This is a genomic window from Streptomyces glomeratus, from assembly GCF_021462825.1.
Taxonomy (GTDB): domain Bacteria; phylum Actinomycetota; class Actinomycetes; order Streptomycetales; family Streptomycetaceae; genus Streptomyces; species Streptomyces glomeratus.
The window spans coordinates 174,074-201,052 of record NZ_JAKEEB010000009.1 but is presented as its reverse complement, the minus strand read 5'-3'; the positions used below and the strand labels follow the sequence as shown (position 1 = coordinate 201,052).

Here is a 26,979-nt window from a genome sequence, read left to right as displayed (position 1 = left end):
GCACGGTGTATGACGGACGTTGTTCCGCCCGAGCGGTACGTCCTCCTCCCGAGCCGTTCACCCGTATTCCACGGCCGCGTCCAGCAGCCAGTCCGTCAGGTAGGCGGCGAAGGAGGAGCGCACCAGTACCCAGAAACCGGCCCTGGCTTCGTCGCGGGCGACCAGGACGACCTGCGTACGCGCCAGCATCGTCTGGGCGCAGCGGCCGGGGCCGAAGGCGCGCGGGTGGAGGTCCAGTGGGCAGCCGTGGGACAGCAGGTCGCGGGCGCGGGGTCCGGTGACCAGGATGGTGGTGCGCTGGGCGGAGACGTCGATGACGGAGACGGGGCCGTCCCCGGCTGCCATGCGGATCCGGCTCTCCAGATCCCGCTGGGCGCCGGGCCGGCCGACCACCAGCCATTCGTCGGGGCCGAGCCACACCGCGGTCAGGTCCGCGGCGCGCACGACGGTGTTGGGTTCCAGGGGGAGTTGGAGCCCCAGGGCGAGTCCGACGGCGTCCGCCGCCGGGCTCTTCCCGTCGAGGCGGACGTTCACCTGGGCCAGGAAGGGGAGTTCGGCCAGGCGGACCGCACCCCCGGAGGAGCGCGTCGCGGCGGCCAGGCGGTCGGCGGCATGCGCCAGAGGGCTGTGCTGCCGTGCGGTCAGGGCGGTGTCAGCCATCGCGGCGGGCTCCCTCGGGGTCGTAGAGGACGGGGCTTGCGACGGTCACCGGAAGCATCCGGTCGCCGACGGGTACGTACAGGCGTTCACCGATACGGTCCCGGCCACCCTTGATCAGGGCGAGCGCGAACGTCCGGCCGAGCGCCGCGCTGCGGTAGCTGGAGGTGACATGGCCCAGCATCGGGACCGGCGGGGCGGGCAGTTCGCTGTCGGCGACCAGGTGGGTGCCCTCGGGGAGGAAGACGGCCGGGTCCACGGGGAGCAGGCCGACGAGGTGCTTGCGGTCGGGGCGGACGGTGTCGGCGCGGGCGTAGGAGCGCTTGCCGATGAAGTCGGGCTTCTTCTTCGACACCGCCCAGCTCATGCCCAGGTCCTGCGGGGTGACCGTGCCGTCGGTGTCCTGACCGATGATCGGGTAGCCCTTCTCGGCGCGCAGGACGTGCATGGTCTCGGTCCCGTACGGGGTGATGCCGTACGGGGCACCGGCCTCGTACAGCGCCTGCCACAACGCGAGGGCGTCCCACGGTGACACGTTGATCTCGTAGGCGAGTTCACCCGAGAAACTGATCCGGCACACGCGCGCGTCGATGCCCGCCACGGTCGTCTCCCGCCACGCCATGAACGGGAAGTCGTCGTTGGCCAGGGCGAGTTGCGGCGCAAGTGAGCCGAGGAGCCGGCGGGAGCGGGGACCGACCAGGGCGACGGTGGCCCACTGCTCGGTTACGGAGGTGCAGTGGACGCGCAGTTCGGGCCACTCGGTCTGCAGCCACTCCTCCATCCAGTCCAGAACGGCCGCCGCGTTGCCGGTGGTGGTGGTGACCAGGAAGCGCTCCTGGGCAAGCCGGATGACGGTGCCGTCGTCGAAGACCATGCCGTCCGGGCGGCACATCACGCCGTAGCGGATCATGCCGGTCTTCAGGGTGCTCATCATGTTGGTGTAGAGCAGGTCGAGGAAGGCCGCGGCGTCCGGGCCCTGCACGTCGATCTTGCCGAGGGTGGAGGCGTCCATGAACGCGACGCCCTCGCGGGCGGCACGGCACTCGCGCAGCACGGCGGTCTCCATGTCCTCGCCGTCCTGCGGGTAGTACCAGGGCCGCTTCCACTGACCGACGTTCTCGAAGAGGGCGCCGTGCTCGGCATGCCAGCCGTGCAGGGCGGTCGTGCGGATCGGGTCGTGCAGCGCGCCACGGTCGCGGCCAGCGAGGGTGGCGAAGGAGACGGGCGTGTAGGGCGGGCGGAACGTCGGCAGGCCGAGCGCGGAGATGTCCACGCCGAGGAGTTCCGCGACGACGCCGCTCGCGAGAACGCCGGCTGTCCTGCCCTGGTCGTTGGCGGTGCCGGCCGTGGTGTAGCGCTTGGTGTGCTCGACCGAGCGCAGGCCCGCTCCGGTCGCGCGGGCCAGGTCGTCGACGGTGACGTCGCGTTGGAGGTCGACGAAGCGGGGTGCGCCGGCCGGTGCGGGAACGGCGAAGACCTGCATGGACGGCGACTGCGGCCGGACGGCGACCGCGGGCAGTGCGGGAGCCTCGGCGGTGTATCCCTCGGCTTCGACGGCACGGAGGCCTGCCGCCGCGCCCTGGGCGAGCACTGCGGCGAGGTCGAAGGTGCCGGCCGCGCTGCCCGCGACCTCCAGCGCCTGACGGCAGGTGTCCGGGACGAACGTGCCGAGCACCTCGTCGTGGCGGAGCCTGCCGCCGGCCTGGCTGAACAGGTGCGCCACGGGGTTCCAGCCGCCGGAGACCAGCAGGAGGTCGACGGCGAACTCACGCTGCCCGGCAAACTCTCCGTACGGGGCGACCGTTACGGCGGTGAGGCGGGCATCGCCCTCCGTGCCGGTGACCGCGTGGCCTGTCAGCACCTCGATCCCGGCGGACCGGGCGCGATCGGCCCACTCCCCCGGTGCGGGGCGCGTGTCGACGATCGCCGCGATCTCGACGCCCGCTGCCGCAAGGTCGAGGGCGGCGGGGTAGGCGCTGTCGTTCGTCGTGAAGACGACGGCGTGGCGGCCGGGGGCGACTCCGTGGCGGTTGACGTACGTGCGGGCCGAGGCGGCCAGCATCACGCCGGGGCGGTCGTTGTCCCCGAAGGCCAGCGAGCGCTCGTGGGCACCGGTGGCGAGGACGACTCGGCGGGCACGGATGCGCCAGACGCGTTCGCGGGAGACGTTCTCGGGGGCTTGGGCGCCCAGGTGGTTGGTACGGCGTTCGACGGCCAGGAGGTGGTTGTCGTCGTAGTAGCCGAAGACGGTGGTACGGCGCAGGACGCGCACCTCGGGGGCCGCGTCCAGCAGGGCGGCGGTGGCCGAGACCCAGTCGAGGTGTTCGGCCGTGCCGAGCAGGCTGCCGCCGGGCTCCGGCTGGTCGTCGGCGAGGATGACGCGGGCGCCGCTGCGTGCTGCCGCGGCTGCCGCCGCGAGGCCGGCCGGGCCGGCGCCGACGATCAGCAGGTCGCAGTGGGCGTGTACGGCGTCGTAGCGGGCGGGGTCCGGTTCGGTGGCGAGGCGGCCCTGGCCGGGCAGGCTGCTCGCGACCAGGCCGTCGTACAGCTCGACGGTCGTCGCCGGGAGCATCGGCTCGGGGAAGGGGGCCTCGATCTGGACCACCGCGTTCGGCTCCTCGACGCCGGCCGAGAAGATGCCGCGGGGACGGCCGAGCTTGATGCTGGTCGCTGCCGCGATGACGCCGTTGGCAAGGAGGGCGGAGGCGAGGGTGTCGCCGCGGAATCCCTCGTACCAGATGCCGTCGAAGGTGAAGGTCAGGGGATGGTTGCGGTCGATTCGGCCACCGTCGGCCAGGCGGAAGGGCTGAGTCTCCCCCGTCCCGCCCCTTCCCGGGTCCGACTGGCCCGTCCCCTTGACCGCCGCCGGGGGCTGCGCCGCCGGACTCCCGGCGCCCTGGACGGGCTCGCCCTGGAACTCCCCCAGAGGGGGTACCCCCGGACGGGCGGCTGGACCTGTCGGCCTCGCCTCGAACGTCGCCGGACGCGACTCACCCGTCCTGTACACCGCGAGAATCTCGTTCGTCGCCGTGTCCCGCACCGCGTTGAACCACCGGCGGCATCCCGCCGCGTGGCTCCAGCGCTCGGCGAACGGCCCCTTCGGGTTGTCGCGGAAGAACAGGTACCGCGCCCACTCCTCGTCGGTGAGGGCGGCCGGGTCCTCGGGGTAGGCCACGTGCGCCTGGCCACCGTAGTGGAACTCGGCCTCGTCGCGGGGCCCGCACCACGGGCAGGGGATGAGCAGCATGTCGTTCGGCTCCCTTGAGGATCCCTAGTGGGCCACCGCGGCCGCGCCGTGCTCGTCGACGAGCGCGCCGGTGGTGAAACGGTCGAGCGAGAAGGGGGCGTTGAGGGCGTGGGGGGTGTCGTGGGCGATGGTGTGGGCGTAGACCCAGCCGACGCCCGGGGTGGCCTTGAAGCCGCCCGTTCCCCAGCCGCAGTTGAGGTAGAGGTTGTCGACGGGGGTGAGGCCGACGATCGGTGAGGCGTCGGGGCTGACGTCGACGATGCCGCCCCAGGTACGCAGCACGTGGGCGCGGGCGAAGACCGGAAAGAGCTCCAGGGCCGCGGACATCTGTTCCTCGATGATGTGGAACGCGCCGCGCTGCGTGTAGGAGTTGTACGCGTCGATGCCCGCGCCCATCACCAGCTCGCCCTTGTGCGCCTGGCTGACGTACACGTGGACGGCGTTGGACATGACGACCGTCGGGTGGACGGGCTCCAGGAGCTCGGAGACCAGTGCCTGCAACGGGTGACTCTGCAGCGGGAGTTCGATGCCCGCCATCGCCGCCAGCACCGAGGTGTGGCCGGCCGAGCAGAGGGCCACCTTGCCGGCCGCGATCGGGCCCAGGGTGGTCCGGACGCCGACCACGCGGCCCCCGACCACGTCGAGACCCGTGACCTCGCAGTTCTGGATGATGTCGATCCCGGCCGCATCCGCCGAGCGGGCGAAGCCCCAGGCCACGTAGTCGTGTTTGGCGATGCCGGCGCGCGCCTGGTAGGTGCCGCCGAGGACCGGGTAGCGCACGTCGGGTGAGGTGTTGACGATCGGGCAGACCTCTTTGACCTGCTCGGCGTCGAGCCATTCGGCGTCCACGCCGTTGAGTCGGTTCGCCTCGACGCGGCGCACGCTGTCGCGGACGTCCTGGAGGCTGTGGGCTAGGTTCAGCACGCCGCGCTGGGAGAAGAGGATCGGGTAGTCCAGCTCCTCCTCCAGCCCTTCCCACAGCTTGAGAGCGTGTTCGTAGATACCCGCACTCTCGTCCCACAGGTAGTTGGAACGGATGATCGTGGTGTTGCGGGCCATGTTGCCGCCCGCGAGCCAGCCCTTCTCCAGCACGGCGACCTTGGTGATGCCGTGGTTCTTCGCCAGGTAGTGGGCGGTGGCGAGGCCGTGCCCGCCGCCGCCGACGATCACCACGTCGTACGACCTCTTCGGTTCGGGCGTGCGCCAGAGCCGGTCGGGGTGGTCCGGGAGGTCGGCGCCTGGGGTGCTGGGGCTCATCGGGCGTCTCCGGCTTCCGAAAGGTGCGGGTAGAGCGGGTGCCTGGCGGCCAGGGCCTCGGTGCGGGCGCGCAGCGCGGGGACGTCGGGCTCGGGCCGGAGGGCCAGGGCGATCACGTCGGCGACCTCGGCGAAGTCCTCCTCGGTGAAGCCGCGGGTGGCCAGGGCGGGGGTGCCGATGCGCAGGCCCGAGGTCACCATGGGCGGGCGTGGGTCGAAGGGGACGGCGTTGCGGTTGACGGTGATGCCGATCTCGTGGAGCAGGTCCTCCGCCTGACGGCCGTCCAGGGAGGAGCCCCGGAGGTCGACCAGGACCAAGTGGACGTCCGTGCCGTCGGTCAGCACCTTGACGCCCGCCGCTGCGGCATCCGGCTGGGTCAGGCGCTCGGCCAGGATGCGGGCGCCGGCCAGCGTGCGGGCCTGGCGCTCGGCGAACTCGGGCGACGCCGCCACTTTGAAGGAGACCGCCTTCGCCGCGATGACGTGCTCCAGTGGGCCGCCCTGCATTCCGGGGAACACCGCCGAGTTGATCTTCTTGGCCAGGTCGGGTTCGTTGGTGAGGATGACGCCGCCGCGGGGACCGCCGAGCGTCTTGTGCGTCGTGGTGGTGACCACGTGCGCGTGCGGGACGGGGCTGGGGTGGAGCCCTGCGGCGACCAGGCCCGCAAAGTGGGCCATGTCGACCATGAGGAGGGCACCGACCTCGTCGGCGATGCGGCGGAAGGCCGCGAAGTCCAGCTGCCTCGGGTACGCCGACCAGCCCGCGATGATCATCTTGGGGCGGTGCTCCTTGGCGAGCCGCTCCACCTCGTCCATGTCCACGAGGTGGTCCGTCTCGGCGACGTGGTAGGGCACGACGTCGAGCATCTTGCCGCTGTAGTTGAGGCGCATGCCGTGGGTGAGGTGTCCGCCGTGCGCGAGGTCCAGGCCGAGGACGGTGTCGCCGGGCTGGAGGAGGGCGAAGAAGACGGCGGTGTTCGCCTGGGCGCCCGAGTGCGGCTGGACGTTGGCGTAGCCGGCGCCGAACAGGGACTTGACGCGTTCGATGGCCAGGCGCTCGATGACGTCGACGTGTTCGCAGCCGCCGTAGTAGCGACGGCCGGGGTAGCCCTCGGCGTACTTGTTGGTCGCGACCGACCCCTGGGCCTCCATCACGGCGGACGGCGCGAAGTTCTCGGAGGCGATCATCTCCAGGGTGGACTGCTGGCGGTGCAGCTCTGCGCGGAGGGCGGCTTGGACCTCGGGGTCCAGCTCCGCCAGGGGTGTGTTCAGCGCGTTCATACCGTGTTCGCGTTCCTCTCGGCGGCCTCGACGACGTTGGCGAGCAGCATCGCCCGGGTCATGGGGCCCACGCCCCCGGGCATCGGCGCGAGCCATCCGGCGACCGTGGCGGCCCCCGGGTGCACATCGCCGGCCGGCCCGTGGTCGGTGCGGGTGATGCCGACGTCCAGGACCGCCGCGCCGGGGCGCAGCATGTCCTTGGTGATCAGTCCGGGCGAGCCGGCCGCCGCGACGACGATGTCCGCCTCGCGCACGTGCCAGGCCAGGCCCTTGGTTCCGGTGTGGCACAGGGTGACGGTGGCGTTTTCGGAACGGCGGGTCAGCAGGAGTCCGAGCGGACGTCCGACCGTGATGCCCCGGCCGATCACGCACACGCGCGCTCCGGCGAGCGGCACCTCGTACCGGCGGAGGAGTTCGACGATGCCGCGCGGGGTGCACGGCAGTGGTGCCTCGACGCCGAGGACGAGCCGGCCGAGGTTGACGGGGTGCAGTCCGTCGGCGTCCTTGGCGGGGTCCATGCGCTCGAGTACGGCGCCCGCGTCCAGGTGGCGCGGGAGCGGGAGTTGCACGATGTAGCCGGTGCAGGCCGGGTCGGCGTTGAGTTCGTCGACGATGTCCTCGACCTGCTCCTGCGTCGCGTCGTCGGGCAGCTCGCGGCGGAGGGAGGCGACGCCGACCTGCGCGCAGTCCCGGTGCTTTCCGGCAACGTAGGCGTGGCTGCCCGGGTCGTCGCCCACCAGGACGGTGCCGAGGCCCGGCTGCCATCCGGTGGTGGCGGTCAACTTGGCCACGCGATCGGCGAGTTCGCGGCGGATGGCGGCTGCGGTCGCCTTGCCGTCCAGCAGTTGTGCGGCCACCGGCGGTGCTCCTTTTCCAGGGCTAACCACGGAGACGGGACATGGTCGGGTCGAACAGAGGCTCCTCGGCGACGACCGCCTCGACGCGCTGGTCGAAGTAACCGATGTGCACGGTGGTGCCCGGGGTGGCGAGCTCCGCCGGGAGCCAGGCGTAGGCGATGCCCTTGCCGATCGTGTAGCCGTAGGCGGCGCTGGTGACGTAGCCGACCGCGCGGTCGCCTTGGTACACCGGCTCCTTGCCCATGACGACGGACCGGGGGTCGTCGATGGTGAGGCAGGTCAGCCTGCGGCGGACGTCGGCCCTGCGGCGCTCGAGTGCCGCCTTGCCGATGAAGTCGTCCTTGTCGAGCTTGACGGCGAAGGCGACGCCGGCCTCGTAGGGGTCGTGCTCGTAGGTCATGTCGGTGCCGAAGGACCGGTAGCCCTTCTCCAGGCGGAGGCTGTTGAAGGCGCCGCGGCCCGCGATGATGCCGCCGAGCGGCCGGGCCGCGGCCCAGAGGGTGTCCCAGAGCTTCTGGCCGAGGTCGGCGGTGGTGTACAGCTCCCAGCCGAGTTCACCGACGTACGACAGGCGCATCGCGGTGACGGGGACGCTGCCGATGTGGGCGCGCTTGGCGCGGAAGTACTTGAGGCCTTCGTTCGAGAAGTCCTCGTCGGTGAGGGGCCCCAGCACCTTGCGGGCGAGCGGGCCCCACAGGCCGATGCAGCAGGTCCCGGGGGTGATGTCGCGGGCCTGGACCGTGCCGTCGGCGGGGAGGTGGCGGGTGAACCAGTCGAGGTCCAGGTTGCCGTTGGCCCCGACCTGGAAGAGGTCGGGGGCCAGGCGGGCGACGGTGACGTCGCTGCGGATGCCGCCGTCGTGGCCGAGGAGGAGGGTGTAGGTCACCGAGCCGACCGACTTGGCGACCTTGCCGGTGCACAGGCCCTCCAGGAAGTCCGCGGCACCCGGGCCGCTCACCTCCAGACGCTTGAGGGCCGTCATGTCGTACATCGCGACCGTCTCTCGGGTGACCTGGGCCTCCGCGCCGACGATGGGCGACCAGTAGCGGGCGGCCCAGTCGTTGGGGGTCGGGATGGTGCGGCTCTCGGTCAGCGGGGCGTTGGCCTCGTACCACTGCGGGCGCTCCCAGCCGGCCGCCTCCAGGAAGAAGGCGCCGTGTTCCTGCTGGCGGGTATGGAAGGGGCTGGTGCGGATGGGGCGCGGCTTCCCGGACGGCTGGAGCGGGTGGAGGATGTCGTAGACCTCGATGAAGTTCTGGCAGTCGCGGGCCAGGACGTACTCCGGGGAGAGCTGGTGCGGCTCGAAGCGGTTGACGTCGCACTCGTGCAGGTCGAAGGAGGAGCAGTGGCCGTCGACCAGCCATTCGGCGACGGCCCGGCCGACGCCCGCGGAGTGGGTGACCCACACGGCCTCCGCGACCCAGAAGCCCTTGACGTCCGGTGACTCGCCGAGCAGCGGGTAGCCGTCGGTGGTGAAGGAGAACAGGCCGTTGATGCCCTCCTCGACCTTGGCCTCCTTCGTCGCGGGGAGCAGCGACCGGGTCTCGGTCCAGGCGTCCTCGAAGTCCTCCTCGGTGAACTCGAGGACGGACGGCATCTCCTCGGCCTCGTCGACGGAGAGGATGTCGTCGGCGGAGACGGGCATCGGGCGGTGGCCGTAGTAGCCGATGCCGATGCCGTCGAAGCGGTCGCGGTAGTAGAGGTCGGCGTCCTGGTGGCGCAGGATGGGGCGAACCGCCTCTTCCGTCTGGCCCGCGAGGGCCGGTACCGGTCCGGTCCAGGCGAGCTGGTGGGCGAGCGGGGTGAGTGGGAGGTTCATGCCGACCATGCGGGCGATCTTCGGGCCCCAGATGCCGGCGCAGCACACGACGATGTCGGCGGGGATCTCGCCTTGGTCGGTCAGGACGCCGGTGACACGGCCCTCGTTCTGCCGCACGTCGAGGACTTCGTGGCGGGCCAGGAAGCGCACGCCGCGTTCGGTGGCCCGGCGGATCTGCGCCTCGACGGCGAGGACGGCCTTGGCGAGGCCGTCGGTGGGGACGAGGAGGCCGCCGAGGATCTTGTCGCGGTCGACCAGCGGGTGCTGCTCGACGCACTCGTCGGGGGTCAGCAGGCGAGCCTCGATGCCCCAGGCGGTAATCCAGCCGTGCCTGCGGTGGAGTTCGGCGAGGCGCTCTGGGGTGGTCGCCACCTCGAGACCGCCGACCTGGAGGAAGCAGGGCTTGCCGTCGACGTCGAGGGAGCAGAACTTCTCGACGGTGTAGCGGGCCAGCTCGGTCATGGTCTTGGAGGGGTTCGTCTGGAAGACCAGGCCCGGGGCGTGCGAGGAGGATCCCCCCGTGGCCGGGAGTGGGCCCTGGTCGACCACGGTCACTTCGGTCCAGCCGCGTGCGGAGATCTCGTCCGCGAGGGCCGCTCCCACGACGCCCGCTCCGATGATGACCACTCGGGGTCCCGCCATCGCCCAACCTCCGAACTCGAAACCGGTCCAGTTGCTGTCTGCGCAACTTGGTTCAGGTTGCGCAACTCAATGTGCCTGCCTCCGAGGAGGGGTGTCAAGGGGGCGCATGGCGTCGGTGAACAGCGCGAAAGACCAACGGGCCCGGCAGGCTGCACTGGCAGCCTGCCGGGCCCGTTCAGGGGATTTAGGGGTCGCCGACGCGTCACCGCTCCACGGCAGGAGACGGTGACGGCGGCAGCGACCGGGACGTGTCCCCGCCCGCTACTTCAGCCAGGCGTCGACCTTGTCGCGGTTCGCCTCGACCCACTTCCTGGCGGCCGCTTCGTCGGACATCTTGTCCACCGCGATGTACTTGGCCACGGTGTTCTGCTCGTCGTTGGTCCAGTTGAACTTCTTGACCAGGTCGTACGCCGGGCTCCCGGACTTGGCGAACTTCGCGCTGACGATCTTGTCCAGGTCGTAGACGGGATAGTCGCAGGCGACCTTCGCTGCGTCGGCGTCGCAGCCCGTCGTGTACTTGGGAAGGTTGACCTTCACCAGCGGCACCTCGGACAGGAACCACTGCGGCTCGTAGAAGTAGCCGATCACCCACTGCTTGTTCTTCTCGGCCGTCCGGAAGGCCTGGATGAGCGCGGTCTCGCTGCCCGCGTACACCACCTTGTAGTCCAGCTTCAGGTTCTTCACCAGCGCCGCGTCGTTGGTGACGTACGACGGGTCGCCGTCGAGCAGCTGACCCTTGCCGCCCGACTCGGAGGTCTTGAACTCGGACGCGTACTTGTTGAGGTTCTTGTAGTCGGTGATGTCCGGGTGTGCCTTGGCCAGCCACGGCGGCACGTACCAGCCGATGATGCCCTTGTTGCCGGTCTGCCCCGCCTCGACGGCGGTCTTCTGCCCGGTGATGTACTTCTTCTTCAGATCGTCGTGGCCCCAGTTCTCCAGGACGGCGTCGACCTCGCCGGTCCCGAAGCCCTGCCAGGCGATCTCCTCCTTGAGGTCCTTCTTTTTCACCGTGCAGCCGAGGTCGTGCTGCGCGACGTACGCGACGACCGCCGCGTCCGCCTCGTAGCCCACCCACGGGTTGACGGCGAGGTTGAACGTGCCGCACTTGCCGCCCGAGCCCTTCGAGCCCGCGGAGGAGGTGTCACCGACCTTCGCCCCTCCGCATGCCGTGAGGGTGAGGCCGAGGACGGCCAGGCCGGCCGCGCCGGCTCGCCAGTGTCTTGCCATGGTGTCCTGCTCCTTAAGCCCTGGTGCGTCGCGCCGCAGCCTGAGTGATCCGGTCGAACATGACTCCGAGCAGTACGATGGCGAGTCCCGCCGCCAGCCCCTTTCCGTACAGCTCTCCCTGCGAGAATCCGGCCACGACGTCGTAGCCGAGGGCGCCGGCCCCTACCAGGCCGCCCACCACAACCATCGACAGCACGTAGATCAGCCCCTGGTTCGTCGCGAGAGTCAGGGCGCCGCGTGCCATCGGCAGTTGGACCTTGGTGATGATCTGCCAGGTGTTGCACCCGGCCGAAGTGGCCGCCTCCACGGTGGACTCGGGAACGTTCCGCACACCGTCCGCGATGATCTTGATGGCGACGGGCGCCGCGTACACGACGGCCGCGACGATCGCGGTGAACCGGGTGGCGCCGAAGAGGGCCAGGAACGGCACGAGATAGACGAACGGCGGCATGACCTGCGCGGCGTCCAGGGTGGGCCGCACCAGCCGGTCCACGAACAGGCTGCGTCCCATCCATACGCCGAAGACGGCGCCGAGCAGCATCACCAGCACCGTGGCCACGGCGGTCGAGGCGAGTGTCGTCATGCCGTCCGACCACAGGCCCGTGCCGACGAGCAGCCCGACGCACACGGCGGCGGTCACGCCGGCGCGCCATCCGCCGAGCACCGCGCCGAGCGCGACCAGAACGGCGCCGACGAGCCACCACGGGGAGTCGGTGAGCAGCGTCTGGAACGGGTTGAGCAGGCCGTTGGTGATGGCGTCCCGAAGGGCGTTGGTCAGGCCCGAGAGATGGTCCTGCAGCCAGAGTGTCGTGGTGTCGGCCACGCTCGCGATGTGACTGCCGGTGGTGCCGTTGCCGGGGAACTCGGCCGCCCAGACGAAGGTGTGGGACAGGTAGACCAGTACGGCCACCGCGACCCCGCCCGCCACCAGCAGCGGCCTGCGCCACTTGAGGAGGCGGCCGCTCCGGCGGCGGGCCGCCTCGGCGCGTCCGGCCGCCGCCGTGGTGACCCGGTCGAGCACGATGGCCATGACGACGATGGCGAGGCCGGCGTTGAAGGCGGTGCCGACGTCGAGTGACTGCAGGGCCTGCACGACGGTCTTTCCGAGGCCTGGCGCGTCGATCAGGGCGGCGATGGTCACCATGGCCAGGGCGGCCATGATGGTCTGGTTGACGCCCATGACCACCGTGCGCTTGGACATCGGCAGCAGCACTTTCAGCAGTTGCTGCGACCTGGTCGTGCCGAGCGAGTCCGCCGCCTCGACGGTGGTCTCCGGTACGGAGCGGATGGCGTGCGCGGTGATGCGGATGGCGGGCGGTGCCGCGTAGATCACCGTGGTGATCACGGCGGAGGCTCCGCCGATGAGGAAGATCAGCGTCAGCGGAGCGAGGTAGACGAAGGCCGGCATCGTCTGCATGAAGTCCAGGAAGGGCGTCATGATCCTGTTGAACCGGTCGGAGAGCCCCGCCCACACACCGAGCGGAATGCCGATGAGCAACGCCACGAAGACCGCCGACAGGGTCAGCGCCAGCGTGTCCATGCTCTCCTGCCACAGGCCCTGCAGCCCGAAGAAGGTGAAGCCCGCCACCGCCAGGAGGGCGACCCGCCAGTTGCCCACGGCCCAGGAGACGTAGCCGGTGAGTCCGACGACGCCGAGCCAGCCGATCTGCGGGACCGGGCGGCTGCCGGTGGGCTGGGAGATCAGGGACTGGACGAACGTCACCAGGTTGTCGATGGCCAGGCGGATCTCGTTGAAGAAGTACAGGAAGAGCGGGTTGGAGTTGCGGTTGGCTCCGATGGTGTCGTTGACGTCGTTCAACCAGTGGTGCAGACCGGTGAGGTCGGCGGCGGCGAGGGTCAGCGTCTGCCGGCCGCGCAGCACGACGAAGAGCACCAGCCAGGCGACCAGGATCGCCGCCGACGCCATGCGGCGACTGACCTTGCGGGCAGCCGGCGCGGCCGCCGCCGGCTGAACCTTGTCGGCCTTCTCGGGCTTCTCCACGGCTATGGCCATCACACGCCGCCTTCTTGTCCGGCCACCACCGCGAGAATCTCCTCATCGCCCACGATGCCGAGCAGCTTCCCGTCCTCGACGACCTTCACCGGCTTCTCGGCGGCGAGCACCGCACGGGTGGCCTCGCGCACCACGACGTCCGGGCCGAGCTCGGGGCCGTCGAGGGCATCGTCCGGCTGCGCGGGGCGCATGATCCAGCGCAGGGTCAGTACGTCGCCGCGCGGCACATCCTTGACGAAGTCCCGTACGTAGTCGTCGGCGGGGGCGCCCACGAGTTCGTCGCCGGTGCCGCACTGGACCATCTTGCCGTCGCGCATGATCAGGATGCGGTCGCCCAGCTTCAGCGCCTCGGAGAGGTCGTGGGTGATGAAGACCATGGTCTTGCCCACCTCGTGGTGCAGGCGGATGACCTCGCTCTGCATGTCCCGGCGGATCAGCGGATCGAGCGCGGAGAACGGCTCGTCGAAGAAGAGGACGTCCGGGTCGCCGGCGAGGGCGCGGGCGAGACCGACGCGCTGCTGCATGCCGCCGGAGAGCTGGTCCGGGTAGGAGTTCTCGTATCCGGCGAGACCCACCAGTTCGACGACCTCCAGGGCCCTCTTGGTGCGCTGGGTCCTGCCCATGCCACGGATCTCCAGGCCGAACGCCACGTTGTCGACGACCCTGCGGTGCGGCAGCAGCCCGAAGTGCTGAAAGACCATGGAGAACTTGCTGCGCCGCAGTTCGCGCAGCCGCTTGGGGTCGGCGCCCCGGATGTCCTCGCCCTCGAAGACGACCTCGCCCGCGGTGGGTTCGATCAGCCGGGTCAGGCATCGCACCAGGGTGGACTTGCCGGAGCCGGACAGACCCATGACGACGAAGACCTCACCGGGTGACACATCGAAGTTCACGTCGCGCACGGCGGCGGTGCACCCGGTGCGGTCCATGAGCTCCCGGCGGGTGAGTCCGCACAGTTCCTCTGAGTCCGGTACCTGATCGGCCTTCGGCCCGAACACCTTCCACAGCCGGCGCACGGAGATGACCGGGGTGCGGTCCTGGGGGTCCTGGGACGTGTCGCGCCGCTGCGACACCTCGGTCTGTGCTGGGGTCACGATCGACCTCTTTTCGGCGTTCAGCCGCGGAACCAGTGCTGCGGCCGGGGTTGGATGTTCTGCCAGACGTGCTTTGGCTCTCGGTATTCGTCGAGTCCGGTCGGTCCCAGTTCCCGGCCCACGCCCGAGTGCCCGAAGCCACCCCATTCCGCTTGCGGCACATAGGGGTGGTAGTCGTTGATCCACACCGTGCCGTGACGCAGCCGCCGGGCGACCCGTTGGGCCTTGCCCGCGTCCTGTGTCCAGACGGCTCCGGCGAGTCCGTACTCCGTGTCGTTGGCGATGCGGACGGCGTCGTCCTCGTCGTGGAAGCGCTCGACGGTGAGCACGGGGCCGAAGGACTCCTCGTGCACCACGCGCATGTCCTGGCGGCACTCGTCGAGGACGGTGGGCGGATAGTAGAAGCCGTTCGCCAGCGCGGGGTCGTCGGGGCGCTCGCCGCCGCAGCGCAGTACGGCGCCCTCGGCGAGGCCGGCGGCGACGTACGCCTCGACCTTCTCCCGGTGCTGGGCGGAGATCAGCGCCCCGGTCTCCGCCTCGGGGTCGAAGGGGCCGCCGAGGCGGATCAGCCGGGCGCGGCGTACGACCTCGTCGACGAAGGCGTCGTGGAGGGAGTCCTCGACGATCAGCCGGGCGCCGGCCGAGCAGACCTGCCCGGAGTGCAGGAAGACGGCGGTGAGCGCGAAGTCCACGGCGGTATCGAAGTCCGCGTCCGCGAAGACCACGTTCGGGTTCTTGCCGCCGAGTTCCAGCGCGACCTTCTTCACCGTGGCGGCGGCGGTGGCCATGATGTGCCGCCCGGTCGCCAGGCCGCCGGTGAAGGACACCATGTCGACGGCCGGGTCCTCGCAGAGCGGGGCGCCCACTTCGGGGCCGCTGCCCAGGACGAGGTTGGCGGCACCGGCCGGGAGCCCGGCCTCGTGCAGGGCCCGCATCAGCAGGATCGAGGTGGAGGGCGTCAGCTCGCTGGGCTTGAGGACAACGGTGTTGCCCGCGAGGAGGGCGGGCGCGACCTTCCAAGAGGCCTGGAGCAGGGGGTAGTTCCAGGGGGTGATCAGTCCGCAGACGCCGACGGGCTCGTAGGTGACCCGGCTGAGGGCGTCGTCACGGCCGGTGTCCACCACCCGGCCGGCGCTGGTGCCGGCGATGCCGCCGTAGTAGCGGAAGCAGGAGACGACGTCGGCGATGTCGTACTCGCTCTCGACCAGGCGCTTGCCGGTGTCGAGCGACTCGGCGCGGGCGAACTCCTCGGCGTCGCGCTCGATGATGTCGGCGGTGCGCAGCAGGAGCGCGCCGCGCTCACGTTCGGGGGTGTGCGGCCAGGGGCCGGTGTCGAAGGCCCGCCGGGCCGCGGCGATCGCGGCCTCGGTGTCGGCCCGGGTACCCTCGGGCACCTTCGCGACGAGCGTGCCGTCCGCCGGACAGCGGATCTCCCGGTGACCGCCGGCCACCGCAGCGCGCCATTCTCCGTCCACATACAGATCTGCCACGCGCCGAGCCCTTCGAATGGAATTCGTTGCGCATTGTGCATTGAATTGCTTGTGGTGGAACACCCTGGCCGAATGAGCTGACGTACGTCAAGGGGTTGGCGGATCCCGATTCGGTCATCGCGGCAGATGCCCCGGCACTCTTGACCGCGGGCGGCGCGGACTCCAGTCTTGTTGCGTATCGCTCACCACGTTGTGCAATACGCACCAAGGGAGGCTCCATATGTCCCCTCGACCGCACCCCGGCCGTGAGTACGTCCTCACTCTCTCGTGTCCGGACACGGCCGGACTGGTCCACGCAGTGAGCGGCTTTCTCGTCAGGAACTCCGGCAACATCCTGCAGAGCCAGCAGTTCGATGATCGACTCCAGGACCGTTTCTTCATGAGAGTCCACTTCGACGTTTCCGATCCGAACGTCGATCTGGAAATACTGCGTTACCGATTCGGCCCGGTCGCCGAGGCCCACGGGATCACCTGGACCCTCCGGGACGCCGCGACCCCGACGCGGACGCTGATCATGGTGTCGAGGTTCGGCCACTGCCTCAACGACCTGCTCTTCCGCTGCCGTAGCGGCGCCCTCAACATCGAGATCCCGGCCATCGTCTCCAACCACCGCGACTTCGAGGGGCTGGCGGAGACCTACGGCATCCCCTTCCACCACATCCCGGTGACCAGGGACGCCAAGCCCGAGGCGGAGGCGCGCCTGCTGGAGCTGGTACGTGAGCTGAACGTCGACCTGGTGGTCCTGGCCCGCTACATGCAGGTCCTCTCCGACGACCTGTGCAAGGAGCTGGAGGGGCGCGCCATCAACATCCACCACTCGTTCCTGCCGAGCTTCAAGGGCGCGAAGCCCTACCAGCAGGCCTACGAGCGCGGGGTGAAGCTGGTCGGCGCGACGGCGCACTATGTGACGCCCGACCTGGACGAGGGCCAGATCATCGAGCAGGACGTGATCCGGGTGGACCACTCCCTGGACGCCGACGATCTGGTCACGGTGGGCCGCGACGTGGAGGCACAGGTACTGGCCCACGCGGTGAAGTGGCACACCGAGAGCCGCGTCATGGTGGACGGGAACCGCACGGTGGTCTTCCGCTGAACGACACATCGACGGGGGGCGGGGCCGGAGTCCGGCCCCGCCCCCCGTTTCGTGTCCGCCCTCAGCCGCCCAGCCGGTCCAGCAAGGCGCGGCGCCATCTCTCCGTCTCGGCGATCTGGTTGAACGTAAAGACATGCAGGCCTGCCACTCGTGCCGAGGGCCGGGCGAGCGCCTCCGCGCAGCGGTCGAGCAGCCTCTCGGGCACGTACCCCCCGGGCGTCGCGAACCGCAGGAACCAGGACGCGTGCTTGGTCAGGAAGCGCGTGGACTCCCCCACCCCGATCTTCGTCGCCATGGACAGCAGCTTGGCGCGCTGCACCGGTCCGGCGACGCCCACGTGCACGGGCAGCGTGACGTCACGGCGCCGTATACGGGCGATCCAGTCGCCGAGCACACGCGGATCGAAGCACAGGTTGCTGACGATGTACGTGGCGTGCGCGCGCTTGTCCCACATCGCCTGGATGGTGATGTCGTCGTGGATGAACGGATGACTCTCCGGGTATCCGGTGATCCCCAGGTGCGCGAAGGGCCCGCCCAGCTCGTCCAGCCGGCGCAGCACGGGCAGCGCCCCGCCGTACGGCCCGGCCGGCGGGTCGGCGTCGCCCGCCGGGACGAAGACGTCGTCGACGCCCACCGTGCGCAGCCGCTCGACGACGTCCTTCAGGTGCGTGTCGTCCCGCAGCAGCCGCGCGGGCACATGCGGGACGACACGGTAGCCGTGTGCCGTAAGCCGCTCGGTGAGGCCGAGGGTCGGTTCCAGGCCCTTGACCGGCGAAGCCGTGACCGTGACCACGATGTCGCGCGGGACATGGGCGAGGACCTTCTCCTCGGTCGCCTTCGCCGGCAGCACCTCGTAGCGGACGCGACCCAGCAGCGCCCGCAGGGCCTCGGCGCCCAAGGCCTACCCGGCCTGCTTCCGGGCGTCGCGGTGGCGGTAGTACGCGGCCTTGGAGGGCGCCTCCGGCTCCTTGCCGAGGATCAGGTCGGCCGCCTTCTCAGCGATCATCATCACCGGCGCGTAGATGTTGCCGTTGGTGACGTAGGGCATCACCGAGGCGTCGACGACCCGCAGCCCCTCCAGGCCGTGCACCCGCATGCTCAGCGGGTCGACGACCGCCATCTCGTCGGTGCCCATCTTGCAGGTGCACGAGGGGTGCAGGGCCGTCTCGCCCTCCTTGGCGACCCACGCGAGGATCTCCTCGTCGGTCTCGACGGAGGGTCCGGGCGAGATCTCACCGTCGTTGTAAGGGGCGAGCGCCGGCTGGTTGAGCAGCTTGCGGGCCACGCGGATCGCCTCGACCCACTCCCGGCGGTCCTGCTCGGTGGAGAGGTAGTTGAAGCGCAGTGCCGGGTGTTCCCGCGGGTCCTTGCTCTTGATCTTCACGGAGCCGACGGCGTCGGAGTACATGGGCCCGACGTGCACCTGATAGCCGTGGCCGCCCGACGGCGAGGAGCCGTCGTAGCGGACCGCGACCGGCAGGAAGTGGAACATCAGGTTGGGGTAGTCCACGTCCTCGTTGCTGCGGGCGAAGCCGCCGGCCTCGAAATGGTTGGTCGCGGCCGGACCCTTGCGGAAGAGCCACTGGAGCCCGATGAAGGGGGCACGCCACTTCGCCATGTACGGCTGCATGGAGACGGGCTGCTTGCAGCCGTACTGGACGTACACCTCCAGGTGGTCCTGCATGTTCTCGCCGACGCCCGGCAGGTCGTGGACGACGTCGATGCCCAGGGCGGACAGCTCGGCGGCATTGCCGACGCCGGAGAGCTGGAGCAGCTGGGGGGAGTTGATGGCGCCACCGCACAGAATGACTTCATCGGCGCGGACCTGCCGGACCGGGCCCCGGCCGCGCTGGTACTCGACGCCCACGGCCCGCTTGCCCTCGAAGAGGACCTTGGTGACCAGGGCGCGGGTGGTGACGGTGAGGTTGGGCCGCTTCATGGCGGGCTTGAGGTACGCCTTGGAGGCCGACAGCCGACGCCCGCGATGGACATTCCGGTCGAACTTCGCGAAACCTTCCTGCCGGTAGCCATTGACGTCGTCGGTGGGGGCGTAGCCCGCCTCCTGGGTGGCCTTGAGGAAGGCGCCGAACAGCGGGTTCGTGGCGGGGCCGCGCTCGAGGACGAGGGGGCCGTCGTGGCCGCGGAACTCGTCGTCGGGGTCGGCCGCGAGACAGTTCTCCATCCGCCGGAAGTAGGGCAGGCAGTGCGCGTAGTCCCAGGTCTCCATCCCGGGGTCGGCGGCCCAGCGCTCGTAGTCCATGGGGTTGCCGCGCTGGAAGATCATGCCGTTGATGCTGCTGGAGCCGCCCAGCACCTTGCCGCGGGCGTGGTAGATACGCCGGCCGCCCATATGGGGCTCGGGTTCGGACTCGTACTTCCAGTCGTAGAAGCGGCTGCCGATGGGGTAGGTCAGCGCCGCGGGCATGTGGATGAACACGTCCCAGGGGTAGTCGGACCGGCCCGCCTCCAGCACGAGGACCCGGTTTCCGGGGTCGGCCGAGAGCCGGTTCGCCAGTGCGCTGCCGGCTGATCCACCGCCGACGATGACGAAGTCGTAGTGCAGGGGAGCCATGGTGCCTCGTCTCGCTCGCGCCGTCGATACGCGGGGCATGCTAATACGGGTATCGCTATACGCACTAGGTTGCGAACCACGCAACCTGCAAGGTCTTCGTTTCCGCGGGGTTACTTGCTAGTGCGTTGTTTACTGCGCGTATAGTTCCGCTATGAGCAACTACAGCCCGGACACCGAAACGAACAGCTCGCAGTCCGGCGGGGTGCAGTCCGTCGACCGGGCCATCAGCGTCCTCGAGATCCTGGCCCAGCGCGGCGAAGCCGGCGTGAGCGAGGTGGCCGCCGAGATCGATGTTCACAAGTCGACCGCGTTCCGTCTGCTCGGCGCCCTGGAGGCGCGCGGTCTCGTGGAGCAGTCGGGCGAGCGTGGCAAGTACCGGCTCGGCTTCGGCATCGTACGCCTGGCCGGGGCGGTCACGGGACGTCTCGACATCACTCAGCAGGGCCGTCCGGTCTGTGAGCGCCTCGCAGAGGAGATCGGCGAGACGGTCAACATCGCCGTCATGCAGGAGCACTACGCGATCAACCTCTATCAGGTACGCGGCCCGGCCGCCGTCGCCGCGCACAACTGGGTCGGCGAGCTGACCCCGCTGCACGCCACCTCCAGCGGCAAGATCATGCTGGCCCACCTGCCCGCCAAGGAGCGCGCCGCACTGCTGGCGGATGCGGGCCTGAAGAAGGTGACCCCCCACACGATCTCCTCCAAGGCGAAGCTCGAGAAGAACCTCGCCGAGGCCCGGGAGCGCGGCTACTCCTGGACGCTGGAGGAGCTGGAGATCGGGCTGCACGCCATGGCCGCGCCGATCCGTGACCGGGAAGGCCAGGTCATCGCGTCGATCAGCGCCTCCGGGCCCTCGTACCGGTTCACCGAGGAGCGCATGCACGAGCTGGCTCCGGTACTGGTCAAGGGTGCGGAGGAGATCAGCCACCGCATGGGGTACCTGGGCTGAGGGCACCGGTACACACCCCGCCGAGCGGCCCGCGTGCGCCGGCGCGGGCCACGGGCGCCCCACCCCTGCTCTACTGCGGCTGCCCCGTACCGAGACGCTCGTGCACCCAGTCGTGGAAGGCGCCGATGTGGTGCTCACTGGGCACGAGCACACCGCCCTTGGCGTACAGCCGCGAGCTCATGCCGGGCTGGGTGCGCTCGCAGGCGTCGAAGTCCTGGCGGTTGACCCGGTCGAAGAGCTCCACGGACCGGCTGACGTCCTTGCCGCTCTCCACCACGCCGGGCAGGTAGAGCCAGTCGCACTCGACGACCGTGCGGTCGACGGCCACCGGGTACATGCGGTGGAAGATCACATGGTCGGGCACGAGGTTGATGAAGACCTGCGGCTTGACCGTGATCGCGTAGTACCGGCGGTCCTGCTCCTCGGACACCCCGGGGATGCGGTCCAGGCCCTCGGAGCCGTCGACGGTGAAGCCCTGGATCTCCGCACCGAACTCGGCGCCGTGGCCGACGTAGTACTGGGCGGCGTAGCCGTCGGCGAACTCGGGCAGGACCTCGGTGAGTTCGGGGTGGATCGTGGCGCAGTGGTAGCACTCCATGAAGTTCTCGATGATGAGCTTCCAGTTCGCCTTGACGTCGTAGACGATCCGCCTGCCCACCGAGAGGTTCGCGATGTCGTAGCGCTCGATCGACTCCACGTCGCCGAGGCGGCCGACGACCTCGCCGACGACGTCCTCCTCGAAGGCGGGCGGGTCCTCCGCCAGGCAGACCCAGACGTAGCCGAGCCATTCACGGACGGCCACGCTCACCAGGCCGTACTCGGTGCGGCCGACGTCGGGCATCTTGGTGAGGTTGGGTGCCGCGACCAGCTTGCCGTCGAGGTCGTAGGTCCAGGCGTGGTACGGGCACTGGAAGGCACGCTTGACCTCGCCCGTCCCATCGGTGCAGAGCTTGGCTCCGCGGTGGCGGCAGACGTTGAAGTAGGCGCGGACCGAGTTGTCCCGGGCCCGGGTGACGAGGATGCTCTCGCGGCCCACGTCGACGGTGCGGAAGGCTCCGGGCTTCGGCAGGTCCGATGCCCGGGCAACGCAGAACCACATCGCCTCGAAGATGCGCTCCTGCTCCTGGGCGAAGATGCCGGGGTCCGTGTACGCGGAGCCGGGGAGGGTGGCGATCAGGCTGTCCGGCAGGTTTGTCGAGGTCAACGCTGCACTCCTCGGGAAACGTCGTGGAAAGGTCAGTCACGCGCCGGGAAGAGCGACTTCGAACGGCGTTGTGTATGAGGCAACGCTGCGTGTTATATGCAACGCAGCATGAGATGTCGCAGGCACGGTGTCAAGACGCGGCGGCGGTGAACTGCTTGCGCCAGCGGGTGAAGAGCCGCGGTTGGTTCATCCCGAGCACGGCGACCGGCCTGCCGGCCCGCCGGTAGACGGCCAGGAAGCTACGGTCGTCGGTCGTACCCTCCTCGACCGTCACGCTGTCGGCCCCGGCGGCGTGGCCGACGAACTGGATCTTCACGCCGTACTGATCGGACCAGAAGTACGCGGGCCGGGGCGCGCCCGGTTCCGTTGCACCGTGCGCGAGCAGCGTGGCCACGGCGGCGTCGGGCCGTTCCAGCGCGCCGGTCCAGTGCTCGACCCTGCGATGGATGCCGGTGTGCGGGTCGTACCAGTTGGCGCAGTCGCCCACGGCGACCACCCCGGCCAGACTGGTGCGGCCGTCGGCGCCGCACTTCACGCCGTTGTCGAGTGCGACACCGGACCCCTGCAACCACTCGACGCAGGGACGCGCGCCCACGCCGACGACGACGGTGTCGGCCGGAACGCTGCGGCCGTCCTCCAGCAGCACGGCATCCACCCGGCGCTCCCCGCTCAGTCCCTTGACCCCCACTCCGCACAGCAGTTGCACGCCGTGGTCTGTGTGAAGAGCGGAGACGATGCCGCCCATCGCCTCGCCGAGCGGTCCGGCCAGCGGTGTCGGCGCCGCCTCGATCACGGTGACCTCGAGGCCGAGAGCGTAGGCCGTGGAGGCGACCTCGGCGCCGATGAAGCCGCCGCCGATCACCACCAGCCGTCCGCCCCGGGCCAGTTCGTCCCGCAGGGCGCGGGCGTCGTCGAGGGTGCGCAGCGCGTGGACTCCGGCGAGGCCCTCAGTGCCGGGCAGGGTGCGGGCGGCCGCGCCGGTCGCTATGACCACGCCGTCGGCGCGTATCTCCCGGCCGTCGGCGAGCCGGATCGCCCGCTCGGTGCGGTCGAGTCCGGTGGCGCGGACGCCGAGCACCCACTCCGCCCGGAGGTCCTCGTCGTCCCTCTCCAGTGCCAGGTCCGCTTCGCCGATGGCACCGGCCAGGAACTCCTTGGACAACGGCGGCCTGTCGTACGGGCGGTGGGGCTCGTCGCCGATCACGACCAGCCGGCCGTCGTACCCCCGTTTCCGCAGCGAGCGCGCGGCCGAGAGCCCGGCCAGCGAGGCGCCCACCACGGCCACGGTCCTCACGCGGGGCCTCCGGCCAGGCGGGAGGCGATGCACGGCGGCAGGTTGGGCGCCTCCGTGGACAGCCGCACATAGACCGTTCCGTCCTCGACGACGACCTCGTGTGTGCGGACCGGGAGCTTGGCCGGCGGGGCGTCCACGGCTCCGGTCCTCAGGTCGAACTTCGAGGCGTGCAGCGGGCATTCCACCTCGCAGCCCTCCAGCCAGCCGTCCGCAAGCGAGGCGTCCTGGTGGGTGCAGGTGTCGTCGATGGCGAAGAGCTCGCCGTCATCGGTGTGGAACACCGAGACCGGCGGGTCGATGTCGAGCCGGTGGGCCTCGCCTCGCGGCAGATCCGCGAGACGGCACGCGGGAATCATCATGACACCTCGGTGCGTATAGCGAAACGGATTGCGATTAGCGCAACGTCAGTCTGGGGCCGCGCCAAACCCTTGTCAAGGCGTCCAAGCGTCGGTTCGAGGCGGCTTCGACGGCGGTTCTCCACGCACGCCGAAGCACCCCCAACCACTGAGGTGAGCAGGGAGAACAGGCGCCGGACAGGGGGCACGACGGCCTCGCCGCCGGCGGCGGTGCACAGGACACCGTCACCGGGGCGAGGCCGTCGCCGGGCGGTCAGAAGCCGCGGTCGATCCACTCCTGGAGATGCGGCGCCTCGGCGCCGATGGTCGTGGTCTCGCCGTGACCGGTGTGCACCACCGTGTCGTGCGGCAGCGCGAGGAGACGTTCCCTGATCGATTCGATGATGGTGGGGAAGTCGCTGTACGACCTTCCCGTCGCCCCGGGACCGCCCGCGAAGAGCGTGTCGCCGCTGAACAGAGCGGCAAGTTCCGGTGCGTACAGACAGACGGCTCCCGGGGCGTGGCCCGGGGTGTGCAGCACGGTCAGCCGGACGCCCGCGACCGCGACGGTCTGCCCGTCGGCCAGCTCGCCGTCCGGCGTCCGGTCGGGATGGGTGTGTTTCCACAGCGGCAGGTCGCCGGCGTGCAGCAGGATCGGGGCGCCGGTGCGGGCGGCCAGATCCGGTGCGGCGTCGATGTGGTCGTTGTGCGCGTGGGTGCACACGATCGCGCGCAGAATGCGTCCGCCGAGGGCCTGGACGATGGCGTCGGCGTCATGAGCGGCGTCGATGACGACCGCCTCGCTGTCGTCACCGACGATCCACACGTTGTTGTCGACGGCCCAGGTACCGCCGTCCAGGGAGAACGTCCCCGAGGTGACGAGGCGTTCGATGCGGGCGCCTGCCATCAGAGGATCACCACGGAACGCAGGACGTCACCGTGGTGCATGCGCTCGAAGGCCTTCTCGACCTCGTCGAGCGCGATGGTCTCTGTGACGAAGGCGTCCAGGTCGAGGCGGCCCTGCAGGTAGAGGTCGATGAGCATCGGGAAGTCGCGGGAGGGCAGGCAGTCGCCGTACCAGGACGACTTCAGCGACCCGCCCCGGCCGAACACGTCCAGCAGTGGCAGTTCCAGCTTCATCTCCGGGGTCGGTACGCCGACCAGCACCACCGTCCCGGCGAGATCGCGGGCGTAGAAGGCCTGCCGGTACGTCTCCGGACGGCCAACCGCCTCGATGACGACATCGGCGCCGAACCCCCCGGTCAGCTCGCGCACCGCGTCGACCGCGTCGGTCTCCTTGGAGTTGACCGTGTGGGTCGCGCCCAGCCTCTTCGCCGTGGCCAGCTTGCGGTCGTCGATGTCCACCGCGATGATCTTCGCCGCACCCGCCAGATTCGATCCGACGATCGCCGCGTCGCCCACGCCGCCGCAGCCTATGACCGCCACGCTGTCACCGCGTCCGACGTTGCCGGTGTTGATGGCCGCGCCTATGCCCGCCATCACCCCGCACCCCAGCAGTCCGGCGGCGGCCGCCGACGCGGCCAGGTCCACCTTGGTGCACTGCCCGGCCGCCACCAGCGTCTTCTCGGCGAAGGCTCCGATACCCAGAGCCGGCGAGAGTTCCGTGCCGTCGGTCAGGGTCATCTTCTGCTTCGCGTTGTGCGTGCTGAAGCAGTACCAGGGCCGTCCGCGCAGACATGCACGGCACTGGCCGCACACCGCGCGCCAGTTCAGGATCACGAAGTCACCGGGCGCCACGTCCGTGACGCCCTCGCCCACCGACTCCACCACCCCCGCCGCCTCGTGCCCCAGCAGGAAGGGGAAGTCGTCACTGATGCCGCCCTCGCGATAGTGCAGATCGGTGTGGCAGACGCCGCAGGCCTCGATCTTGACCAGTGCCTCACCCGGGCCGGGGTCGGGCACGACGATCGTTTCCACACTGACGGGGGCGCCCTTGCTCCGCGCGACGACGGCACGGACCTGCTGAGACATGGCCACTCCTCGGCTGACAGAGGGTCGAGATGTTGCCTATTACGGTACGCATCTCGTCTTTCGCAACACAGCATCGCGGAGAGCACAGCAGCGGTCAAGAAGCCGTCACGCGATACGACGCATGGCCGCGCAGGGGTCGGCCGAGCGAGGGCGGACCGCGTCGGCGAACACCTCCCCCGCCGGGCCCGTGCAGCCCCTTGCGCTGGGGCAGCTTCCGAAACAACGGCCGGGGCGGCCGGCCTTTGCGGCACAGGCCCCGGCGAAGAGACGGCCAGGCCCGCTCTCCGCCGGCCTCACTCCCGCCGGTTCACCGCTGTGTTCGGCCCGTCGGGCAGTGGCAAGTCCTCCCTGCTGCGCGCTGGCCTCATCCCGCGCCTGCGCAGCCCGGAGGCGACAGGTCCGCAGCCGGCCGCCGTACGCGTCCTGGATCAACGAAGCACGCGACCGCCTGCGTCTTCATCGACAGCTCACCGAAGCCGCACGGACGTGGGACGGCCTCAACCGTGATCCGGGCGCGCTGTATCGCGGCACCCGACTCACCGCGGCCGAGGAGGTCTTTCGCCTCACGGACGTCGAGAGCGATCTCACGTCGGTGGAGCGTGACTTTCTCACCTGCAGCTCCACAGCCCGCCGTCACGAAGAAGAAGCAGCCGGCCGCACCACCCGGCGCTTGCGCCAGTTCACTGTGGCCTTGTCGATCCTGCTCGTGCTCTCCCTTACCGCGGGACTGATCGCGTGGCAGCAGTTCCGGGCCAGCGAGCATCAGCGGCACGAGGTGCTCACCGCACAACGGATCGCCCTCTCACGCCAGCTCGCCACAGAGTCGGACGGTCTCCTGGGGACCAATCCTGACTTGGCCTCGCTCCTGGCGGTCAAGGCCTACCAGACCAGTCCGACAAAGGAAGCCACCGCCAGCCTCATGGCCGCCGCAGCCCTTCCACTCCGGCGCCGTCTGACCGGGTACGCCGTGGCAGTGGAGTCAGTGGCGTTCAGCCCGGACGGCCACACCCTCGCCAGCGGCGACGGCGATGGGAAGGTTCGGCTGTGCGACGCGATGACGGGCAAGCTGCGTACCACCCTGAGAACTCCCGGCGGCGTGGAGTCGGTGGCGTTCAGCCCCAACGGCCGCACCGTGGCCACCGGCGAGTTCGATGGGAAGGCCCGGCTGTGGGATACGGCGACGGGCAAGTTGCGCACCGTCCTGAGAACTCCCGGCGGCGTGGAGTCGGTGGCGTTCAGCCCGGACGGCCATACCGTGGCCGGCGGCGGGTTCGACGGAGTGCGGCTGTGGGACGCAACCACAGGCAAGGTACGCACCACCCTGACCGGGCACACCGACACCGTGGAGTCAGTGACGTTCAGCCCGAACGGCCACACGCTGGCCACCGGCGGGGACGATGGGAAGGTTCGGCTCTGGGACCTCGCGACCGGCCGACTGCGCACCACCCTGACCGGCGCATGGCGCGGTTCGAGGCCTCAGACAGACCCGAAAGGGGACTCCGAGGCCGTGGAGTCGGTGGCGTTCAGCCCGGACGGCCACACCCTCGCCAGCGGCGGGGACGACAACGACAGCGCAGTCCGGCTGTGGGACGTGGCAACCAGCGGTCTGCGTACGACCCTGACCGGGCACCCCGGCGGCGTGGAGTCGGTGGCGTTCAGCCCCAACGGCCGCGCCCTGGCCAGCGGCGGGGACGATGGGAAGGTCCAGCTCTGGGATGTCTCTCTTTCTGATCCTCTCTCCGCGATGAGGAAGATCTACCAAGCAGTCCACAGGACCTTCACTCGAAGTGAGCGCTCAATGTACCTGGCGGGCCAATCCTCCGGCACGCCCGCTTGAACTACGCCATCCGGTCGGTATCACGGGGGTACAACCGAGGTCCGCCTCGCAGCCCCCGCGACCACGACCTTCTTGGGGGACTCGCACTCGCGCCGTCCCTTGTGGTTCTCGAACGCCCACGA

At 70.0% G+C, this 26,979-nt stretch carries 20 protein-coding genes and 1 pseudogene; 4 read left to right on the top strand and 17 right to left on the bottom strand.

Annotated features, from left to right (window positions below; all coding sequences use genetic code 11):
• Nucleotides 1-57: 57 nt before the first annotated feature.
• The 10 genes from LZ604_RS13735 to LZ604_RS13690 all read right to left on the bottom strand — a co-directional run bounded on the left by LZ604_RS13735 (nt 58) and on the right by LZ604_RS13690 (nt 15,581).
• Nucleotides 58-660, bottom strand: a complete 603-nt coding sequence (locus LZ604_RS13735) for a sarcosine oxidase subunit gamma (protein WP_234515349.1) — start codon at nt 658-660, stop codon at nt 58-60.
• Entirely contained in the window at nt 653-3,904 is a 3,252-nt protein-coding gene (locus tag LZ604_RS13730) for a sarcosine oxidase subunit alpha family protein (RefSeq protein ID WP_234515348.1), read from the bottom strand. The genes LZ604_RS13735 and LZ604_RS13730 overlap by 8 nt, the downstream gene beginning before the upstream one ends.
• Before the next feature lie 24 nt (nt 3,905-3,928).
• Nucleotides 3,929-5,161 (bottom strand): sarcosine oxidase subunit beta family protein, encoded by a 1,233-nt coding sequence (locus LZ604_RS13725; RefSeq protein WP_234515347.1) that lies wholly within the window; start codon nt 5,159-5,161, stop codon nt 3,929-3,931.
• A complete protein-coding gene (gene glyA, locus LZ604_RS13720; RefSeq protein ID WP_234515346.1) occupies nt 5,158-6,441 on the bottom strand; it encodes a serine hydroxymethyltransferase in 1,284 nt (427 codons plus the stop codon). Before glyA ends, LZ604_RS13725 begins: the two co-directional genes overlap by 4 nt.
• The gene (locus LZ604_RS13715; protein ID WP_234515345.1) at nt 6,438-7,298 is read right to left on the bottom strand and encodes a bifunctional methylenetetrahydrofolate dehydrogenase/methenyltetrahydrofolate cyclohydrolase; all 861 of its coding nucleotides are present in this window, start codon (nt 7,296-7,298) and stop codon (nt 6,438-6,440) included. The genes glyA and LZ604_RS13715 overlap by 4 nt, the downstream gene beginning before the upstream one ends.
• Nucleotides 7,299-7,320: 22 nt before the next feature.
• Nucleotides 7,321-9,759: a GcvT family protein gene (locus LZ604_RS13710; RefSeq protein WP_234515344.1), complete on the bottom strand. Its 2,439-nt coding sequence runs from the start codon at nt 9,757-9,759 to the stop codon at nt 7,321-7,323.
• Between the two features lie 261 nt (nt 9,760-10,020).
• Nucleotides 10,021-10,986 (bottom strand): ABC transporter substrate-binding protein, encoded by a 966-nt coding sequence (locus LZ604_RS13705; protein WP_234515343.1) that lies wholly within the window; start codon nt 10,984-10,986, stop codon nt 10,021-10,023.
• A gap of 13 nt (nt 10,987-10,999) precedes the next feature.
• A complete protein-coding gene (locus tag LZ604_RS13700) occupies nt 11,000-13,000 on the bottom strand; it encodes an ABC transporter permease (RefSeq protein ID WP_234515342.1) in 2,001 nt (666 codons plus the stop codon).
• On the bottom strand, nt 13,000-14,091 hold the full coding sequence (locus LZ604_RS13695; protein ID WP_234515341.1) for a quaternary amine ABC transporter ATP-binding protein: 1,092 nt from the start codon (nt 14,089-14,091) through the stop codon (nt 13,000-13,002). The genes LZ604_RS13700 and LZ604_RS13695 overlap by 1 nt, the downstream gene beginning before the upstream one ends.
• Nucleotides 14,092-14,111: 20 nt before the next feature.
• Nucleotides 14,112-15,581, bottom strand: a complete 1,470-nt coding sequence (locus LZ604_RS13690; RefSeq protein WP_234515340.1) for an aldehyde dehydrogenase family protein — start codon at nt 15,579-15,581, stop codon at nt 14,112-14,114.
• A 220-nt stretch (nt 15,582-15,801) separates the two neighbouring features.
• Between LZ604_RS13690 and purU the strand changes: the two genes are divergently transcribed.
• A complete protein-coding gene (gene purU, locus LZ604_RS13685) occupies nt 15,802-16,674 on the top strand; it encodes a formyltetrahydrofolate deformylase (RefSeq protein ID WP_234515339.1) in 873 nt (290 codons plus the stop codon).
• Between the two features lie 61 nt (nt 16,675-16,735).
• On the opposite strand, the gene LZ604_RS13680 is transcribed toward purU, so the two are convergent.
• Together LZ604_RS13680 and betA are read right to left on the bottom strand one after the other, a co-directional pair.
• Complete coding sequence (locus LZ604_RS13680; RefSeq protein ID WP_234515338.1) at nt 16,736-17,572, bottom strand: methylenetetrahydrofolate reductase; 837 nt, start codon at nt 17,570-17,572, stop codon at nt 16,736-16,738.
• Nucleotides 17,573-17,575: 3 nt separating this feature from the next.
• Nucleotides 17,576-19,246: a choline dehydrogenase gene (gene betA / locus LZ604_RS13675; protein WP_234515337.1), complete on the bottom strand. Its 1,671-nt coding sequence runs from the start codon at nt 19,244-19,246 to the stop codon at nt 17,576-17,578.
• A gap of 151 nt (nt 19,247-19,397) precedes the next feature.
• Between betA and LZ604_RS13670 the strand changes: the two genes are divergently transcribed.
• Complete coding sequence (locus LZ604_RS13670) at nt 19,398-20,195, top strand: IclR family transcriptional regulator (RefSeq protein WP_234515336.1); 798 nt, start codon at nt 19,398-19,400, stop codon at nt 20,193-20,195.
• Between the two features lie 70 nt (nt 20,196-20,265).
• Here the strand turns inward: LZ604_RS13670 and LZ604_RS13665 are convergent, their stop codons facing one another.
• From LZ604_RS13665 to LZ604_RS13645, 5 genes are all read right to left on the bottom strand, one after another.
• On the bottom strand, nt 20,266-21,399 hold the full coding sequence (locus LZ604_RS13665; protein ID WP_234515335.1) for an aromatic ring-hydroxylating oxygenase subunit alpha: 1,134 nt from the start codon (nt 21,397-21,399) through the stop codon (nt 20,266-20,268).
• Between the two features lie 130 nt (nt 21,400-21,529).
• On the bottom strand, nt 21,530-22,693 hold the full coding sequence (locus LZ604_RS13660) for an NAD(P)/FAD-dependent oxidoreductase (RefSeq protein ID WP_234515334.1): 1,164 nt from the start codon (nt 22,691-22,693) through the stop codon (nt 21,530-21,532).
• Nucleotides 22,690-23,052, bottom strand: coding sequence for a bifunctional 3-phenylpropionate/cinnamic acid dioxygenase ferredoxin subunit (locus LZ604_RS13655; protein WP_234515333.1), 363 nt, complete (start codon nt 23,050-23,052; stop codon nt 22,690-22,692). The genes LZ604_RS13660 and LZ604_RS13655 overlap by 4 nt, the downstream gene beginning before the upstream one ends.
• A 250-nt stretch (nt 23,053-23,302) precedes the next feature.
• On the bottom strand, nt 23,303-23,935 hold the full coding sequence (locus LZ604_RS13650; RefSeq protein WP_234515332.1) for an MBL fold metallo-hydrolase: 633 nt from the start codon (nt 23,933-23,935) through the stop codon (nt 23,303-23,305).
• On the bottom strand, nt 23,935-25,020 hold the full coding sequence (locus LZ604_RS13645) for an S-(hydroxymethyl)mycothiol dehydrogenase (RefSeq protein ID WP_234515331.1): 1,086 nt from the start codon (nt 25,018-25,020) through the stop codon (nt 23,935-23,937). Before LZ604_RS13645 ends, LZ604_RS13650 begins: the two co-directional genes overlap by 1 nt.
• Before the next feature lie 288 nt (nt 25,021-25,308).
• Here LZ604_RS13645 and LZ604_RS36240 point away from each other — a divergent pair.
• Nucleotides 25,309-25,506: pseudogene (locus LZ604_RS36240) on the top strand (nSTAND1 domain-containing NTPase); the annotation flags it as partial.
• Between the two features lie 205 nt (nt 25,507-25,711).
• A complete protein-coding gene (locus LZ604_RS13640) occupies nt 25,712-26,857 on the top strand; it encodes a WD40 repeat domain-containing protein (protein ID WP_234515330.1) in 1,146 nt (381 codons plus the stop codon).
• Nucleotides 26,858-26,979 lie beyond the last annotated feature (122 nt).

Excerpts from the sequence above, each read along its gene's own strand:
- LZ604_RS13735 (WP_234515349.1), bottom strand. The coding sequence starts at position 660 with ATGGCTGACACCGCCCTGACCGCACGGCAGCACAGCCCTCTGGCGCAT.
- LZ604_RS13730 (WP_234515348.1), bottom strand. The coding sequence starts at position 3,904 with ATGCTGCTCATCCCCTGCCCGTGGTGCGGGCCCCGCGACGAGGCCGAG.
- LZ604_RS13725 (WP_234515347.1), bottom strand. The coding sequence starts at position 5,161 with ATGAGCCCCAGCACCCCAGGCGCCGACCTCCCGGACCACCCCGACCGG.
- glyA (WP_234515346.1), bottom strand. The coding sequence starts at position 6,441 with ATGAACGCGCTGAACACACCCCTGGCGGAGCTGGACCCCGAGGTCCAA.
- LZ604_RS13710 (WP_234515344.1), bottom strand. The coding sequence starts at position 9,759 with ATGGCGGGACCCCGAGTGGTCATCATCGGAGCGGGCGTCGTGGGAGCG.
- LZ604_RS13705 (WP_234515343.1), bottom strand. The coding sequence starts at position 10,986 with ATGGCAAGACACTGGCGAGCCGGCGCGGCCGGCCTGGCCGTCCTCGGC.
- LZ604_RS13700 (WP_234515342.1), bottom strand. The coding sequence starts at position 13,000 with ATGGCCATAGCCGTGGAGAAGCCCGAGAAGGCCGACAAGGTTCAGCCG.
- purU (WP_234515339.1), top strand. The coding sequence starts at position 15,802 with ATGTCCCCTCGACCGCACCCCGGCCGTGAGTACGTCCTCACTCTCTCG.
- betA (WP_234515337.1), bottom strand. The coding sequence starts at position 19,246 with ATGGCTCCCCTGCACTACGACTTCGTCATCGTCGGCGGTGGATCAGCC.
- LZ604_RS13670 (WP_234515336.1), top strand. The coding sequence starts at position 19,398 with ATGAGCAACTACAGCCCGGACACCGAAACGAACAGCTCGCAGTCCGGC.
- LZ604_RS13655 (WP_234515333.1), bottom strand. The coding sequence starts at position 23,052 with ATGATGATTCCCGCGTGCCGTCTCGCGGATCTGCCGCGAGGCGAGGCC.
- LZ604_RS13650 (WP_234515332.1), bottom strand. The coding sequence starts at position 23,935 with ATGGCAGGCGCCCGCATCGAACGCCTCGTCACCTCGGGGACGTTCTCC.
- LZ604_RS13645 (WP_234515331.1), bottom strand. The coding sequence starts at position 25,020 with ATGTCTCAGCAGGTCCGTGCCGTCGTCGCGCGGAGCAAGGGCGCCCCC.